A 16,547-nucleotide genomic window follows, 5' to 3' on the forward strand; every position below is an offset into this window, starting at 1 on the left:
AAGTTAAACAGGTAAAGTGCTTAGTACAGTAAAACATACAAGCTTAATAGTAAAAGTGAGGTATTTATCAAACTAATTATTAAGTTATTACTTATCACTTTGGGGGAGTAAGCTCATTGTTCGGTTTAGAGCGCCTTGATTGGATGAGGCCCATTTATTAGCATGCAAAGCTCGGAGTAAATATTTATCTTGTTGAGAAATGATCTCTGTAGTCCTTAGGGCAAGGGTCGTTGAGTCTGGCACAATTAAGATACCATCCACAGCTAGTAAGTTTTCAACAATCTCCTTAAAGTTGAAATAGCTAGGGCCAGTGATTATGACTTTTTCTAACATGGCAGGCTCTAGCACATTGTGCCCACCAACCTTATCTCCAATTAGGCTTCCACCCATAAAGCAGATGTCCGCTGCGCCCATCAACGTTAGCATCTCACCCATTGTATCGCCGAGATATACTTGAGTATTCGTCTCTACTGCATGCGTTGAAGTACGACGCACAGTTTTAAATCCTTGCTGTTGGCAAAGCGTGAATACATCATCAAATCGTTCTGGATGGCGAGGAACCAAAACGAGTAAAGCATTTGGAAGAGATTTTAAAACTTGTCTATGTGCATCTAATACCTGTTCGTCCTCGCTTTTGTGGGTGCTAGCTGCAATCCAAATCGGACGATCGTTTCCAAGTTGGGCTCGAAGCTGCTGTCCTTGCTGTTTCACTTGCTCTGATATTTGAATATCGAACTTAATCGAGCCAGTAACGGATAGTTTCTTTTTCTCAACGCCTAAGCGTTCGAAGCGCTCTGCATCTGAATCCGTTTGGCAGAGTACTTGAGTTAGGCATGGATGAAGCTGGTTAAAAAGCCGCTGTATTTTGGCGTAGTTCTGACACGATTTTTCAGATAGGCGCGCATTTACGACAGTTATAGGGACACCCGCTTTGTGAACATTGTGAAGCGTGTTTGGCCACAGCTCAGTCTCAATGATCAACATCTGTTTTGGTTGCACTGCTTTAAGAAAACCTTTGATAGCAAACCCAAAGTCAATTGGCATATAGCGGTGTTCAATTAAATCACCCAACTTAGCAATCTGTTCAGCTCCGGTACTTGTTGTTGTTGTAACTAGAATAGATTGTTCGGGGTTTTGTTCCTTAAGGGCTTTGATTAAAGGTGTTGCTGCTATGCTTTCACCAACAGATACGGCATGTATCCAAATAGGTTTGTCGTTGCTTTTTAGCTTGGGGGTTATGCCAAAATGCTCTTTCCAGCGAGAGCCGAACTTAGGCTTATTTGGTTTGCTCTTGTACAAACCAAATAAAAGCAGCGGTGACGCTAGGGCGAGTAGTAAGGTATAAACAATACGAACTAACATGAGCTTATCGTAATGGCGTCAAGTTTTTGGATGCTATCTAGCACTTGCTTAGGCGAAAGTTCTGTCAAGCACTTAAGGTGTTTGTATTGACATTCACGCTGGAAACAAGGGCGACAATCAATATCGGTATGAACAATCTCCACTTTTTCTGCGAGTGGGGGGGTGTACTTCGGTGAAGTTGAGCCATACACGGCAACAACATTACAACCAACCGCAGCTGCCACATGCATTAAGCCTGAGTCATTCGCGACAACTGTCTTGCATGCAGCAAGTAGGTCGACCGCTTCAATTAAGCTGGTTTGTCCTGCTAGAACATGAATGTTCTTATGGAATTGCGTCGGGACAAGTGCGCGAATATTGTTACAAGTCTCTAAGTCCTTTTGAGAACCAAACAACCAGATTTGATGCCCAGATCGAGCCATTTGCGTCGCAACTTCAGCGTAGTGTGTTTCGGGCCATTTTTTGGCAGGACCAAACTCTGCTCCTGGGCACAGTCCAATGGTTGGTTGGTCTTGCGTTAAGTTGAATTTTTGGATCGTGGCTTTTTGCTCTACTTCGTTGATTGCGAGGCGTGGGCGAGGTAAGGTTTCAAGCCCGCCAAGAGAGTTAGAATCCACCATTTCTGCTTTTGGATAAGCTAACGCTACATAGCGCTCTACCATGTACTGAAAAGACTTCATGTTAGGGCGTAAGTCATTCAATAAGCCATAGCGCATTTCTCCTTTCCAGCCAGTACGAAGAGGAATGTTGGCAAACCATGGGATCAGTGCTGATTTCGCTGATTTAGGCAAGATATAGGCGTGGTCATATTGCTTTTCACGTAATGATTTACCAATTTCCCTGCGGCCTAATAAGTTAAACTCACCATGACCGATAGGCATTTCAATCGCTTGGTGGATTTCTGGCATACGCTCAAGAATCGGTTTACACCATCCTGGAGCGATCACGTCAATTTGGCTATCTGGATGGCGTTGCTTTAATACGATATATAACGATTGCGACATTACCATATCGCCGACCCACGCAGGGCCAATGACTAAAATCTTCATGCTTTGTTTTTCCAGTATAGGAATTTCAAAATTGACTCATAAGTTCTAAAAAGTTCAGCGTATATTTTATTCGCAAGAGTCATTTTGGATTTATCTTTTCTTTTACCACCAATCGTCGAAGCAATCTCTGCTCTAGTAAAGAGATCTGGAGACACGCTGTAAACTTGAACACCATGTCTCCATGGTTTTTCCATGTAGTCATCGACTGGTTCAATAAACTTTTGAGCATGCATAACAAACTTTGAGGCTGCTTTAGGTGTGACAATATATGCGGTGGTACCACAAGTTCCAGCAGAGTAGCCCCCTAACATATGATTATCATCAATCGGTACGATTGGGGTGAATGCACACTTCTGAGTGGCAGACAACTTGATATAGTCATAAGTAGAAGTCAATGGAACGGCATGTTCGAGTACTCGCTTCAGCCCTTCTACGGGGTCGACGTTGTCTTCTAAGATGACGATCGGTTCATCAAGCTCAACACAGCGAACCCACAACTCGTAATGGCTTGCAAAGCAGGCGACTTCACTAGTTTTTAATTGATACCCTTTACGGCGTAGAGTAATGGTAGGACGACTTTTTTCTGAATGAAGAAAACGGTCAACAGAGCCATCTATTGCATCAAAAAATTCAAACGTAATGCCTTGTTGTTTTAACTTTTCTTCAATACGTTCTCGGCGATCCAGCGATCGAGCCAAGCTTACGACAAATACTTTCACTGCACTTTCCAGTCGCTGTTATATCTTGGTTTAAACAAATTGTAATAGTTATTGCCGTCTTCTTGAGAGTGCAGCAACTGTAGTACCCACATATATTGTTCGGGTTTATCACCGACAAAATATTCAATGGCTTCATTACAGGTACGAGCGTCTTGCTCTTCGCCTTTATCCAACTCAAACGCCGGTAAAATCTCAATATCAAACGTACCATCTTCAGTATTCATCGACGCAAATAGAGGCAGTACTTTTGAGCGTGATAGTTTCGCAATTTTGCCTAAACCAGGTAGCGTTGCTTTACGTGTTGCAAAAAAATCCACAAACACACTATGCTCTGGGCCGTGATCTTGATCAGGTAGATAATACCCTACATAGCCATCTCGAATGGATTTCAGAAAAGGCTTAATGCCACCTGAGCGTTCATAAACACGACCACCGTATTGGACCCTTTGCTTGTGCATCAGCCAGTCAGCAACATCATTCTTTTGCTTCTTCGCCATTGCAGAAACTGGCATTCCCATTGAAGCGAGCAAGATAGCAGGCACATCAATAGCCCAAGAGTGGGGAACCATTAAAATTACATTTTCGTTGCTATCAATGTGCTGTCGTAAAATGTCTAGGCCGCGAATTTGGCAACGGTTCTGAAGCCATTTTGGTGAGCGTAAACTTAGTAACCCGAAGCGAAAAAAGAACATGGCCGCTGTGTAGAGTGTTTTTTCTATCAAAGCTTCACGTTCTTGGAACGATTTTTCCGGAAAACACAGCTCAAAGTTAACCCTCGCTCGATGAGCTGGACCTTTGTGGGATTTAGACAGTTTTTTGGCTATGGTTTTCGCCAACCACTTTTGTAAACCCAGTGGCATTAATGATAACGGTAAAAATAAGATAACACCTAACCACGTGCCCCAGTACTTAGGCGACAGAAAGTGGCGCTTAAACTCAGGGTTATATGCTTTGGGGTCGAAGTCATCACGTTTTATTGTCATGGCGTGTCTAGTTACCTATTCGTGTACGGGCGAAGTGGTTTAAATGAGAAAAAGATAGTTAGGAATGATACAGGCTATTGCACTTGAGTAAAGGTGGCAGGTTATGGTTCTACCACCTTGTGGTGCTTAACTGTTTTGGATAGTTAAGTATTCGGCAACGCCTTCTGCAACTGTCTTGAATTCAACATCACAACCTGCGGTGCGCAGTTTGGTCAGATCCGCTTGTGTGAATTCTTGGTAAGCGCCTTTTAGGTGCTCAGGGAATGGGATGGTTTCAATTTGGCCTTTGCCATGATGCTTGATAACTGCTTTTGCTACCTCTTCAAAAGATTCAGCACGGCCAGTACCACAGTTAAAAATGCCTGATACGCCGTTTTCTAAGAACCACAGGTTTACTTTACATACATCACCAACGTAAACGAAGTCGCGTTTGAATGATTCGCTGCCCGCGAACAATTTAGGATTTTCACCTGCGTTAAGTTGGTTGTTTAGGTGGAATGCAACTGATGCCATGCTACCTTTGTGGTCTTCACGTGGGCCATATACGTTGAAGTAGCGGAAGCCGGTGATTTGAGAAAGGGTCTCACCATGTTCTTCAGCATCTTGCCATAGGCGACGAACGTAGTTATCAAACTGCTGTTTCGAGTAACCGTATACATTCAGTGCGCCTTCGTATTCGCGTTCTTCAACGAAAGTCTCTGTATCGCCGTAAGTGGCTGCTGAAGAAGCGTATAGGAATGGAATCTCGCGATCTAAACAGTAATGCAGCAGCTCTTTAGAGTACTCATAATTGTTTAGCATCATGTACTTACCATCCCACTCAGTCGTTGCAGAACAAGCACCTTCGTGGAAAATTGCCTCAATCGGACCAAAATCATCGCCCGCCATAATTTGGGTCAGAAAGTCGTCACGATCCATGTAATCTGTGATGTCCAGATCAACTAAGTTCTTAAACTTTTTGCCATTTTTTAGGTTGTCGACAACCAGGATATCGTTAATACCAGCTTCGTTTAGTGCTTTAACAATGTTGCTGCCGATCATGCCAGCGCCACCAGTTACGATGATCATAGAACTTCCACCATAGATTAAAATTTTCTCAGGAATTCTAGCAAGAAACGAAAAGTAGCGCTATTGGAAGCAGGAAGATAGGTTTGAGTCTTCTATACTCAGTATCTAGATATGAAAAAGGGAGCCGCAGCTCCCTTGATTACTTTATTATTCCACATCCGAACGGTTAGGCCTTTGATACCAAGGATTTCGCTCGTCGGTCAACTCAATCAAGCTGTATTTACGTCCGAGTTTCTGTCCTCCGTCACGAGTAAGAGGCTGCCAACTAAAGTTCGCACGATTGTTGCTTGGCTTAACGGTCATGATGTCAAATGGAATCGACAAGTAGAAACCTTTGGTAAAGCTACCTTCACCAAATTCATCCGCAGACAAGTCTGTAAATGACGCAAAGGCACCAGCAATTACGCCACTCTTGAACTGCTTAGAAACATTAATTTGTGTACCAACATCACCAGCTAGGAACTGACCAACATCGACTTGGATCATCAAATCTTGTAGGAATTCCCATTGAGGGTAGTAGTAACCAGATACAAAACCAGTGAAGCCTTTATCAATAACTTGGAACGGACGTCCATATTCTGGCACGTTTTGCCATTTATCATCGTAAACACCGAAGTAACTTTGTGGATCACGTTGAGAAATTAAGTTGACGTCAGCGCCAATCGCCCAGTTAGCTCCTTGTGGACGGTAAAGAAACTCGGTACCGACTCCAGCAAACATACTCTCCAGATAGCCCGCGTAGAATTGCTGATCCATCGTATCGGAATACTCTTGGAACCAAGTCAATTGTAAGTTTGACATGGTTACAGCATGTTCATTTTGGTAAGCGCGGAACATGGTGCGAACACGAGGAACAGTAGTGCCATCAGGTGGAGTGACATAAATAAACTTATCGTAGTTGTTATACCAATCCCAGTATAACGAACCGCCAATTTCAAGGTTGTCCGTCAGCCAATATGAGGCATTACCGCTTAGCCCTACACTAAAGAGATAGAAATCTTCAGCGTTTCCGAGAGTTTGAACTAGTTTAGGTGCAAAGCCCCAATCAAAACGTTCAAAACCATCGTAGATAGATTCTCCCGTAGGCTTAGTAGTAGCCCTTGAGGTTGCATCTTCTATTTTCGGATTGATGTAATTAACTTGGGCAAAGTCGCGATATTTCTCTTTGGAAATAATCGTTTGTTCACCGACTAAGCCTCGGCTACGTTCATTGATCGCATAGGTATCAATATCGTCAGGCATTTCATTATGGAGTACAGCTGCCGCTTTTTCGTGTGCCTCTGTACGGTCACGATATTTTTTCTGCTCACCAACGACAGTTACGGTATTGTTATCAACATAAACACGCGTGTTTCGATAGCCAGCAATTTTGTCTAAATCTTCTGTTACACGTTCCCAATCAACATCAGACAGTTCTTTGGGTTGGTTATCTTCCACTTCTGGGGTTGGTGTGTCTCGCCAGAATGATGGCATGTCATTGAAATTAGTGTTTAGCGTTAAGCCTGCTACTAAAGTATCGCCGCGTTCATAACTTAAACGAAAATCGGCCATGCCTAGACGGTAGAGAACACCAAAGTTCCATGGTGTGTGGGGAGACATATCTATACCGGCCTGAACAACTGGATAGTCTGTGCTGTAATCGTTACCGTCATATTCAAGCTTGAAGCGAAGAGGCTTATGAAGAGTTTGATATTCAATACCACCAAAAAGGGCAGCAGGGCCTTTAAAGGCTCTATCGAAGTTAGTTGTTCCGCCAGTAGATAGAAATTCTGAAGGTCTATCGCAGAATTTGTCTGATGCTTTACAAAAAGGGTTTGTGACCGTATCTCTAGTTCCTAGGTAGCCCCAGCCCATACCTAAAGTAAAATCAAAAGTACCTAATTTCGAATTAGAATATCGTTTTGTCGCCGCAAGAAACTCAGCATCAAAAAGACCAGTACCAGCAAAGTCTCGTACCCCTAGGGCGATTTCTGGCATGTATTCAGATTCTTCCCATAATCTAAATTTAAAATCTATCCCCTTGTCTGTATATTCATTGTCAACATCGGGGAAGGATGACGAATAAGGCAGATCGTGAACTCGAGTGTACCGGATAGTTGTTTCTAACCACGGCATGAGTTGCAGAGTCACATTGTAAAAAAGGTACTCATCACTACCTGTTACAGAAAAGTTGAACTCCCCTTCATGAGCCATACGTCCGGTTGGCATCTGCATTAAGCCAACACCACCAAAGTCAGATTGAGAAGGCTGTAAAGAGGGAGCCTCAAAGGGCATGTCTTGAGCCCAAACCAATGCAGGGCCCATTAAAGAAAGGGCTAAGCTTTTTCTAATTGGCATCATTGTGGTCTCTTTTTGGAATTTGGTATCAATTGAGTGAGTAGGCGGATAATATCTTGGTCCATTTCGGAATATTCAAGATCACCAAACGGAATATATAACAATGTCAGAGGTGGTAAGTAATATTGTGTTGTTAACCAAGCTCCGTGATGCGGCTTAACTATGTGACCATCTGGATAGATCAACACTGGCGGTGTTGATAACGCACCAATATTAGTTTTCAAATTCTCTATCTGTCTCTGCAAAGGGATGCCAGCTTGCTCCGTAATGGAATACACGCTATTTAGGTTTCCCAAGAAGTACACTTTCTCTTCGCGCAGAGGGCTTGCGAGCAGGAAATTGCCGCGCAACAGTGGGTTGTCGAATTTATTTAGTCGAATTTTATCAACATCGATCGCAGACAGTAAGCGCGGTGCAAAGCTTTGCTTCTGAATGAACTTGTAGAATGGATGTGCGACCAAATTGTGTTGAATCATTTGATTGAGCACCGAGTTCTTTAAAGCGGTTGAGGTTTTCTCGGCGCGTTCCGATTTATCAAACAAAGTGGTACCAAGAGAGTATTGCAGAGAGACGCCTTGCTCCCTAGCAAGTGCTAACACACTTTCTAAACGAGCCGTCCCTTGAAATTGTAGCCGTTTGCCTGCTTCTAGCAATTCAACATTTAATGGTTGCAATGCAGAGGTTTCTGTTTGAGCGAAGCTAGACATGCTCAAAAGCGGCATGACCAAACCGAATACTGTGAGTAGTTGCTTGCTCATGATTTGCTGTATCCCTTCAAAATGGTTAACTCGACCGGAATCATATTTGGCCCTAGATGTTGTATGGTTTTAACAACTTGACCTTGTTCATTGACCCAATAGTAGTTTTCGACCGATTGAGAAAGACTGCTAAACTCAACAACTTCTTTATATACGTTGGTCATAGTGCTAGAAATAGGTGTTGTTAACGTTTCTTGGCCTGAGTAAGAACGCGTTATATTTGCAGGAAAGCCATAACGGTATTGTGTTGCCCAATCGTATGAAAGTGCGTAGTTGACAGAGGTTGAGTGTAAAGAAAAATCTGGAACGTCACCGTAAACACCCGCTAAGTCGCCACTCTGTAGTCCAATCGTTTTGACGATGTGCCCATTTTCTGTAACGATCATGGCTTTATCGGCGCTTACCCATTTCAATTGTATTTTTCCATTTTGCGGATTTCGTTCCGCGAAAGCTAAAACGACAAACACCTGCTTCTGATTTCCAAGTTTCAAATAGGCACTGGCATATGGAATAGCATTGATTTCTTCTGGTGTCATCTCTACATCGATGTAGTTACCGTAGGCTTCTTGGACGGTTGCTGAAACATCGTTGAATTTCTGTGTACAGCCAAAGAGTACAAGGAGTAATGGAAGAATGAGGAGTTGGCGTATCCATTTAGGTATTCGGAAGATATTCATTGATCCCTCTTACAAATAAAATCGCCCTGACTTAATCAGGGCGATTGGCTTCTGTTCTACAAAACGAAATTAGTTAGAAGTAGAAGTAGAAGTAGATGTCGAAGTAGATGTTGAGTCGCTATCTGACGCTGCAACTGCTACTACAGTTACTGCGGCTGCTGCACCTACACCTACAGCTGTAGTGCCAGTTGCTGACGCAGAAGCTGCGCCTGTTGAGCCTGCTTCTTCTGCTGCAAATGCAGTTGTTGCGCTTAGAGCCATAAGAATAGCTAGAGCTGTATTCTTCATTATTAATCCTTGTGTATCCGGTATAAAAACATCGATGTTTGGTAGCATAAAAAATGCTCCAAATTATATTCTAGATAAAAAAGCCTTAGCATGTAAATAGTTTCTTATTTTGCTATGGCTTTCGATCTCATTTCTAACACCAGCGTGACATTGCACGGTTATCTTGCTCCCTTGCTTGCTGATAAACTATCAAGAGTGCATAATTTGTCTGCCTATTTCCTTCAGCACTAGAGGTTTGAAGTCAATAGGTCGTTTTTACTTAGACCATATAGAAAGCGATACAGTGGCTTACGCTCCATGCCTCAGGGCGGTAGCGTGCCAGCTCTTCAGTATTTAATGATCTGCATAGCAAAATTTAACTTTGCCTTGTCAGTCAATATTATTACCAGTACTAGGAACTTTTACGTGATAAGAAAGCAGCATTGTTTGGGAATACTTGGTGCACTGGGCTTGAGCCTGAGTTCTTTTTCAGCGTCAGCCGATTTTTACGCAGGCGCTCTAGTGAGCTACTCAAATGCAGAACTGAAAAGCTCATCTTCTGAGTCCGTGAAAGAGGGAAGCCCCTTTCTTCTTAGTGCTCAAGCAGGATACTTCTTTAATGACTACATTGGTTTAGAAGGTCGTTACGGGACATCAGTTCAACGTGACAGTGGTCTTGCCGTTGATAGCGCTTTGAGCGGCTTTGTTAAGTTGAATATGCCGGTTTCAGAGCGAGTTGCACTTTACGGTTTAGCTGGGTATTCAAGCGTTCAGCTTGATCTACAAAATGTAGGTTCTCACAAAGAACAAGGATTTAGTTTTGGGTTAGGTATGCACTACGCTTTAAATAACCAAAGCGCGGTGATATTTGAGTTCGTTGATAACGTCTCTGAAGACCAAGTTCGCCTTAACTCGATTACACTGGGTTTTCAGCACCGATTCTAATTTAAATACCTAGAGCTCAAACTTGGGGCTAGGGTCTTTTATTCAATTATTATAGTGACATACCATGTTTAAAGGATATTTCTCTATTGCCGCTTTTATATTGGCAAGTACGTTTGCGTCTTATTCAATGGCACAAACACCCACTCCAGAACAAATGAAAATGTTTCAAAATCTACCCGCCGACCAACAAAAGGCCTTGGCGAGTAAGTATGGTTTCTCCATTCCTTCTAGTTCATCTTCAAACAAGTCTCCTTACGAAAATCCTCAAGTAATCCAACCTAGAACTGAAGCTAGTGGCGCTGCATCTTCCAATATCGAAGAACAATGGCTCAAAAAAGGTGAGCAGGAAGAGATTAAACGCTTTGGTTTAGATCTTTTTGCTGGTTCTCCAAGCACCTTTGCTCCGATCAGTGATGTTCCTGTGCCAGCAAATTACACCGTGGGTGCAGGTGATGAAATCATTGTGCAGTTATTTGGTAAAGATAATGAAACGCATCGTTTACGCGTAAATCGTGCGGGCACAATCAACTTCCCTTCACTTGGGCCAGTAAATGTTGCAGGCATGCACTTTTCTGATGTTCGAGACTCTCTGACGCAACGTGTAAAAGAGCAAATGATTGGTGTGCGCAGTGATATCTCATTGGGTGAATTACGCACCATGCAAGTGTTTGTAATGGGGGATGCATATAAACCTGGTGCCTACACGGTTAGCGCATTAACGACAATTTCACAAGCTATCTATTACAGTGGCGGTTTTGGTGAAAGTGGGGCGCTGAGAGATATCCAGCTAAAGCGTGATGGTAAAATCATTCGTAAGTTGGATATGTATGACCTTTTACTAAAAGGTGATGCAAGTAATGATGTGCGCTTACTACCGGATGATGTTGTTTTAATTGGTTCTGTTAAGGATACAGTGTCTATAGAAGGGGAGATCAACCGTCCGGCAATTTATGAAGTCAAGGCCGGTGAAACTTACCAACAACTTATTCAGATGGCAGGTGGTTTTACTGCGAATGCTCATGTCGAGCAGTTGGAGATAAAACGCTACGCTTCACATGACGCTCGTGAGGCTTTGACGCTTGATTTCAATAAAACGCAAGATCGAAAGAGTAAAGTTAAAAATGGCGACGCCATCAAGATCTTGAAAAAAAGCGAAGAGCTTACTCGTTACGTGCAGATAGAGGGGGATGTTCGTCATCCTGGCTATGTGGAATGGCGCAATGGGCTTCGTGTTGCTGATCTTTTCAAGTCTGTTGACTCAGCTTTTAATTCTACAGCTGATGTTAACTATGCTGTTGTGGTAAGAGAGATTAATCCGCAACGTGATATTGAAGTGTTCCAACTAAGCTTAGCCAACGCAATTCTATCACCAGGTAGCCAAGACAACCTCCAGTTACAATCACGAGATCGCATATTGGTTTTCAACCGCTTTAATAACGAAGACTTGGATACATTCGCAACACAAGAGTCTGTTTCAAAAGCAAAAACGCTAGAACAAGCGCAAGAGCAAGCTGAGCTAGAACAACAGAAAGAACAAGAAGTGATGAGTTCTTCTGTTGCCGTTTCGCATTCAGTAAACGGTACGTTGAACAACCAGAGCACCACAGAGCAAGCGAAACCAGCTAAAATCATTTTCCGTGGTAAAGAGATTACAGAGGAAGACTTTGAAAAGCTGAAGCAAAACACTCGTCGCACTTTGCTTGCACCAGTATTGTTACAACTCCAACAACAGTCTCGTTTGGGGTTAGCCCCTCAAATTGCTGAAGTCTTTGGTGAAGTGAAGCACCCAGGACGCTACCCGATTACTCCAAGAATGACGGTATCAACGCTTATTGAAGCAGCTGGTGGTTTGACTTACAACGCATTCACAATTAATGCAGAATTAGCACGAACCGCGATTAATAGTGCGGATGAGCGTGCGTATATTGATGTTGAGCGTATTGATTTGCGTAAAGCAATCCAAGGCAGTGCTTCGGACGATGCAATTATCGTAGGCCGAGATCGTTTGAACATCCTAGAAAAGCCAAATGTGAAGCTACAAAGCACAGTCACTTTACAGGGTGAAGTTCGTTTCCCTGGAACCTATACCGTGCGCCAAGGTGAAACCTTAAGTGAGCTATTGGATCGAGCGGGTGGTCTCACAGAGTTCGCTCACCCCCAAGGAGCGATATTTACGCGTGAAGCATTGCGTTTACAAGAGCAGAAGCTTTTAAACCAATACGCCGCAGATATGCGAAAAGAAACAGCGAAGAAGACGTTCCGAGCCGATAGTAATATAGGTTCTGTAATTTCAGACCCAGAAAAAACACTAGCATTTGTTGAGGAAGCAAGTCGCAGCAAAGCACTTGGCCGTATGGTGGTACAGTTAAACCGTATCTTAAAGGGGGAACGCTCAGCAGACTTTATGTTAGAAGATGGAGACTTCCTCTTTGTTCCGACTTTCCGAAACACCGTTTCGATAATGGGTGAAGTTCAGGTTCCAATTACCTACTTGTTAGACAACAAGCTTGACGTCGATGATTACCTGAACAAAGCGGGTGGTGCTAAAAAACAAGCGGACGAAGACCGCATTTTTGTAGTGCGTGCAGATGGTTCTGTTTATAAGCCTTCATCTGGTTATTGGTTCGGAAATAGCAAAGAAGAACTAAAAGCTGGTGATACTATTGTTGTACCAATTGATACCGACTACCGTGATGCATTAAGCACATGGACTGCAGCAACGCAGATTCTTTATCAGACGGGTGTTGCGATTAATGCTCTGAAGTAAATGACTCCACCCTAGTTCTAGTTTGAATTAGGGTGGGAATTATTCATTGATAGCAATAGGTTCAGGCTCAGATATCTGAGTATACCTAATGGCTATAGCTATTGATTTATTGGCTGGAGCTCAGCCTCATCAAAGTCATTCTATTAGCGAAGATTTCGCTATAGCGAAGGAAATTTGATTAAATGGAACCACAACAAGAAAAGCAGGCTCAACAATTGGTTAGATATCCACATTCCAATGAGTTATACGACGCGCCTATTGATTTGCGCGAATTATTCAAGTCCTTGTGGCGAGGCAAATGGGTTGTAATTGCAACAACTTTTACTTTTGCTGTTGGCTCTGTGATCTATGCATTGAGCCTACCAAATGTTTATAAAGCGGATGCGCTGTTATCTCCAGCGGAAAGTGCTGGCGGTGGTGGGCTCTCGAAAATGGCAGGCCAATTGGGTGGGTTGGCTGCTCTTGCAGGAGTAAATCTTGGTGGAGGAGGTGCGTCTCAGACAGACCTTGCTGTCCAAGTTATGAAATCTCGTCAATTTGCTGAAGCGTTCATTGAGAAGTACGATCTATTGGTTCCTTTAATGGCGGCAAAAGACTGGGACCTAAGCAAGAATCAGCTTGTTTTAGATGACGAAATATATAACTCTAAGACTGGCATGTGGGTGCGAGAACCAGATGGTTTAAGAGGACCTAAACCAACACCACAAGAGGCTTATGAGGTATTTAGTAAAAATGTCTTAAGCGTAAATAAAGATGATGAAACTGGTTTGTACACAGTATCTGTACAACACTTTTCTCCTTATTTAACAAAGCAGTGGGTAAACTGGTTGATTGAAGATATTAATAAGGTTATGAGAGAGAGAACTATTTCAGAGGTATCTCAAAACCTTACCTACTTAAATACTCAATTACAAAAAACTTCAGTTGCTGAGATGCAAAGCACTTTTTATAGTCTAATTGAGGAACAAACAAAAAGCTTAATGTTAGCTGAAGTTCAAGATGAGTTTATATTTAAAACAGTAGATCCTGCTGTTGTTCCTGAGCTTAAGAGTTCGCCAAATCGTGCATTAATTTGCGTAATAGGAACTCTTTTAGGGGGGATATTAGGTATGATAATTATACTTGTAAATTATTCTTTTAAAGAAGATGAGATAAGTTAGAGCTATAAATTTAAATAGGCTTAACAGATCTTTTATTATTAACTATATAATAACGAATTATATTTTATTAAGATAAGATAATTGAATATTTTTAAGAGCAATAAGAACTCCGAAGTTGCAAGTGTATTCAAAGGAATGCTTACTCTGGCAAAAGGTGCTGTGTTTGCCAGAATTATAGGTTTAGTTAGTATTCCAGTTTTAACCCGAATCTATTCTCCAGAAGATTACGGTGTTTTAGCTCTTTACACGTCACTGATAGCTATATTAGCGCCTATTTTTACCTTTCGGTATGTGCAAGCAATTCCTTTACCCAAAACTGATAAGATGGCAATAAATCTTTTTTCGGTATGTCTAGCTCTGATATTGATGAGTTCTCTTTTTATTGCAGTAATACTATTTTTCTTCAGTGAAACTATCCTGAACTGGTTTGATATGAGAGCGCTTGCTCCATGGTGGCCTGTAATTGTACTTGGTGCAGCAGGAACTGCCTTATATGAACTATTTAGTCTTTGGGCTACTAGGAAAAAGCAATATAAAATAATAGCCAAAACACAAGTAACTCAATCTTTTTTTGGCAATCTTACAAAAATTTTAATGGGTTTGTTCAGTTTTAAGCCTGCAGGTCTACTGATCGGTCAGTTTATTGCTCAAAGCGGTGGTGTGGGAAGTTTTATTAAACAATCATTGCCAGATTTTATAAAGCTAAAAAGTCAGGTTACTAAGAGTCGTTCTACTTTTATATCTAGTTATTATCGTGGCTTTCCAGTATTTCGATTGCCATCTCAAATTCTGATGTCTTTGTCATTACAAGCTCCAACCTTAATGATGGCAGCATTATTTAGTAAAGAAAGTACAGGACAACTTAGTCTAGCTATGGTTGCACTAAATCTACCTATAACCCTTATAGTTAGGGCTGTATCTAAGGCTTATTATGCTGAAATATCGTCAATAGGAAAGAATAATATTGAAAAAATCCGCAGAATTACATTCTCTGTACAAAAGAAATTATTTTTAATTGGATTCCCTTTGACGATAGTGACGATGTTTGTGGCTGAGTATGCGTTTGTTGTCATTTTTGGTAATGAGTGGTTAAAAGCTGGACAAATGGCGGTAGTGTTAGCTCCTTTTATGTTGTTACAATTTACTTCCTTACCCTTGATTGAAGCAATAAATGTTGTTGGTTCTCAAATTCATTTTCTTATTTTAAGCATTGTCAGAGTGTTAGGTCTAATAATTATGTTTGTAGGTTCGATTTATTTTCATGTTCAAGAATCTACTTTTTTGATTATGTTAAGCGCTTATCTTACTTTATTTTACCTGTTCACATCTTTTTTTGTTGTCTTTTCTATGAGAAAGTAAGTTAGTCTCAGTATTTATTAAAAGCACAAGAACGAAATATTAATTGGAGAAAAAATGTTAGCTATTCACTCTCGTTCGGGTAGCTTCAGTGACAAATGGATTGATTATTGTCAGCTGAATGATATTAACTATAAAATAGTGGATTGCTACTCCGACGATATTATTGAACAACTAGAAGGTTGCTATGGTGTTATGTGGCATTGGGGACACAATGATCACAGGGCCGTATTGTTTGCGCGTCAATTAAGCTACTCATTGGCGGCAGCTGGTAAGCGAGTATTCCCAGATCCTGCAACAGCTTGGCACTTTGACGATAAAGTAGGTCAGAAGTATTTATTAGAAGCTATAAAAGCTCCATTAGTTCCTAGCCACGTCTTTTATGATAAAGATGTGGCTTTAAATTGGGCTTCAACAACAACCTTCCCTACGGTATTTAAACTTAGAGGAGGAGCTGGAGCTGAAAATGTGCATATTGTAAGGTCCGAAAGTGAAGCTCAAAAATTCATAAGAAAAGCCTTTGGAAAAGGGTATAAAGTAAAAAATAGGATCAACTTTTTAAAGGAGCGCTATTGGCACTTTAAACGCGATAAAACTCTAAGCAGCTTTTTAAATATTAGTAAGGGCTTTGCTAGGTTAGTTATTCCGAAAGAGGCTGAAAAAAACTTTCCAGTAGAAAGAAATTACGCATATTTTCAAGAGTTTATTCCTAACAACGATCATGATATTAGAATCATTGTTATAGGTAAACGAGCGTTTGCGATCAAGCGAATGGTAAGGGAAGGAGACTTTCGAGCTTCTGGTAGTGGTAATATTATTTACGACCCGCATCAAATACCCAAAGAATGTTTGAAAATTGCTTTTGATGTAACAAAGAAGTTGAACTCCCAGTGTCTTGCTTTTGACTTTGTTACGTTGGATGACAAACCTCTCATTGTTGAGTTGAGTTACTCTTTTGCGCGAAAAGGATATCTTGACTGCCCCGGGTATTGGAACAATGAACTAGAGTGGATTGAGGGAGCATTTTCTCCTGAATTCTTCATGATCGAAGACTTCATAAGCAAGAAGCTTTAAGCGTTTATATTCTTCTCTCAAATTA

The 16,547-nt window shown here is 41.6% G+C and carries 14 protein-coding genes; 5 read left to right on the forward strand and 9 right to left on the reverse strand.

Translation table 11 applies throughout. From position 1 onward, the window contains the following. Nucleotides 1–87: 87 nt before the first annotated feature. The 9 genes from waaA to N646_RS11950 all read right to left on the reverse strand — a co-directional run bounded on the left by waaA (nt 88) and on the right by N646_RS11950 (nt 9,241). Nucleotides 88–1,362 (reverse strand): lipid IV(A) 3-deoxy-D-manno-octulosonic acid transferase, encoded by a 1,275-nt coding sequence (gene waaA / locus N646_RS11910; RefSeq protein ID WP_017820718.1) that lies wholly within the window; start codon nt 1,360–1,362, stop codon nt 88–90. Next, nucleotides 1,356–2,411, reverse strand: coding sequence for a lipopolysaccharide heptosyltransferase II (gene waaF, locus N646_RS11915; RefSeq protein ID WP_017820719.1), 1,056 nt, complete (start codon nt 2,409–2,411; stop codon nt 1,356–1,358). Before waaF ends, waaA begins: the two co-directional genes overlap by 7 nt. After that, nucleotides 2,408–3,130 (reverse strand): glycosyltransferase family 25 protein, encoded by a 723-nt coding sequence (locus tag N646_RS11920; protein WP_017820720.1) that lies wholly within the window; start codon nt 3,128–3,130, stop codon nt 2,408–2,410. The genes waaF and N646_RS11920 overlap by 4 nt, the downstream gene beginning before the upstream one ends. Then, complete coding sequence (lpxM, locus tag N646_RS11925) at nt 3,127–4,113, reverse strand: lauroyl-Kdo(2)-lipid IV(A) myristoyltransferase (RefSeq protein ID WP_005379461.1); 987 nt, start codon at nt 4,111–4,113, stop codon at nt 3,127–3,129. Before lpxM ends, N646_RS11920 begins: the two co-directional genes overlap by 4 nt. 126 nt (nt 4,114–4,239) lie before the next feature. Beyond that, nucleotides 4,240–5,181, reverse strand: coding sequence for an ADP-glyceromanno-heptose 6-epimerase (gene rfaD / locus N646_RS11930; protein WP_005379462.1), 942 nt, complete (start codon nt 5,179–5,181; stop codon nt 4,240–4,242). A gap of 147 nt (nt 5,182–5,328) precedes the next feature. Beyond that, nucleotides 5,329–7,521 (reverse strand): YjbH domain-containing protein, encoded by a 2,193-nt coding sequence (locus tag N646_RS11935; RefSeq protein ID WP_005379463.1) that lies wholly within the window; start codon nt 7,519–7,521, stop codon nt 5,329–5,331. Continuing rightward, the gene (locus N646_RS11940) at nt 7,518–8,276 is read right to left on the reverse strand and encodes a capsule biosynthesis GfcC family protein (RefSeq protein ID WP_017820721.1); all 759 of its coding nucleotides are present in this window, start codon (nt 8,274–8,276) and stop codon (nt 7,518–7,520) included. The genes N646_RS11935 and N646_RS11940 overlap by 4 nt, the downstream gene beginning before the upstream one ends. Further along, entirely contained in the window at nt 8,273–8,953 is a 681-nt protein-coding gene (locus N646_RS11945; RefSeq protein WP_005379466.1) for a YjbF family lipoprotein, read from the reverse strand. Before N646_RS11945 ends, N646_RS11940 begins: the two co-directional genes overlap by 4 nt. Nucleotides 8,954–9,022: 69 nt before the next feature. Then, nucleotides 9,023–9,241, reverse strand: a complete 219-nt coding sequence (locus N646_RS11950) for a hypothetical protein (RefSeq protein ID WP_005379468.1) — start codon at nt 9,239–9,241, stop codon at nt 9,023–9,025. Between the two features lie 405 nt (nt 9,242–9,646). Here N646_RS11950 and N646_RS11955 point away from each other — a divergent pair, with 405 nt between their 5' ends. The 5 genes from N646_RS11955 to N646_RS11975 all read left to right on the forward strand — a co-directional run bounded on the left by N646_RS11955 (nt 9,647) and on the right by N646_RS11975 (nt 16,522). Beyond that, complete coding sequence (locus N646_RS11955; protein WP_017820722.1) at nt 9,647–10,165, forward strand: outer membrane beta-barrel protein; 519 nt, start codon at nt 9,647–9,649, stop codon at nt 10,163–10,165. Nucleotides 10,166–10,229: 64 nt separating this feature from the next. Beyond that, nucleotides 10,230–12,932: an SLBB domain-containing protein gene (locus tag N646_RS11960; protein ID WP_005379474.1), complete on the forward strand. Its 2,703-nt coding sequence runs from the start codon at nt 10,230–10,232 to the stop codon at nt 12,930–12,932. Between the two features lie 182 nt (nt 12,933–13,114). Next, nucleotides 13,115–14,092: a Wzz/FepE/Etk N-terminal domain-containing protein gene (locus N646_RS11965; RefSeq protein WP_005379476.1), complete on the forward strand. Its 978-nt coding sequence runs from the start codon at nt 13,115–13,117 to the stop codon at nt 14,090–14,092. 81 nt (nt 14,093–14,173) lie between these two features. Further along, nucleotides 14,174–15,451, forward strand: coding sequence for a lipopolysaccharide biosynthesis protein (locus N646_RS11970; RefSeq protein ID WP_005379478.1), 1,278 nt, complete (start codon nt 14,174–14,176; stop codon nt 15,449–15,451). A 54-nt stretch (nt 15,452–15,505) separates the two neighbouring features. Beyond that, complete coding sequence (locus tag N646_RS11975; RefSeq protein ID WP_005379479.1) at nt 15,506–16,522, forward strand: ATP-grasp domain-containing protein; 1,017 nt, start codon at nt 15,506–15,508, stop codon at nt 16,520–16,522. Nucleotides 16,523–16,547 lie beyond the last annotated feature (25 nt).

This window comes from Vibrio alginolyticus NBRC 15630 = ATCC 17749 (assembly GCF_000354175.2).
GTDB classification, from domain to species: domain Bacteria; phylum Pseudomonadota; class Gammaproteobacteria; order Enterobacterales; family Vibrionaceae; genus Vibrio; species Vibrio alginolyticus.

Coding starts and splice junctions, on each gene's coding strand:
- waaF (WP_017820719.1), bottom strand. CDS start 2,411: ATGAAGATTTTAGTCATTGGCCCTGCGTGGGTCGGCGATATGGTAATG.
- N646_RS11960 (WP_005379474.1), top strand. CDS start 10,230: ATGTTTAAAGGATATTTCTCTATTGCCGCTTTTATATTGGCAAGTACG.
- N646_RS11950 (WP_005379468.1), bottom strand. CDS start 9,241: ATGAAGAATACAGCTCTAGCTATTCTTATGGCTCTAAGCGCAACAACT.
- N646_RS11940 (WP_017820721.1), bottom strand. CDS start 8,276: ATGAGCAAGCAACTACTCACAGTATTCGGTTTGGTCATGCCGCTTTTG.
- N646_RS11945 (WP_005379466.1), bottom strand. CDS start 8,953: ATGAATATCTTCCGAATACCTAAATGGATACGCCAACTCCTCATTCTT.
- waaA (WP_017820718.1), bottom strand. CDS start 1,362: ATGTTAGTTCGTATTGTTTATACCTTACTACTCGCCCTAGCGTCACCG.
- rfaD (WP_005379462.1), bottom strand. CDS start 5,181: ATGATCATCGTAACTGGTGGCGCTGGCATGATCGGCAGCAACATTGTT.
- N646_RS11975 (WP_005379479.1), top strand. CDS start 15,506: ATGTTAGCTATTCACTCTCGTTCGGGTAGCTTCAGTGACAAATGGATT.
- N646_RS11965 (WP_005379476.1), top strand. CDS start 13,115: ATGGAACCACAACAAGAAAAGCAGGCTCAACAATTGGTTAGATATCCA.
- N646_RS11935 (WP_005379463.1), bottom strand. CDS start 7,521: ATGATGCCAATTAGAAAAAGCTTAGCCCTTTCTTTAATGGGCCCTGCA.
- lpxM (WP_005379461.1), bottom strand. CDS start 4,113: ATGACAATAAAACGTGATGACTTCGACCCCAAAGCATATAACCCTGAG.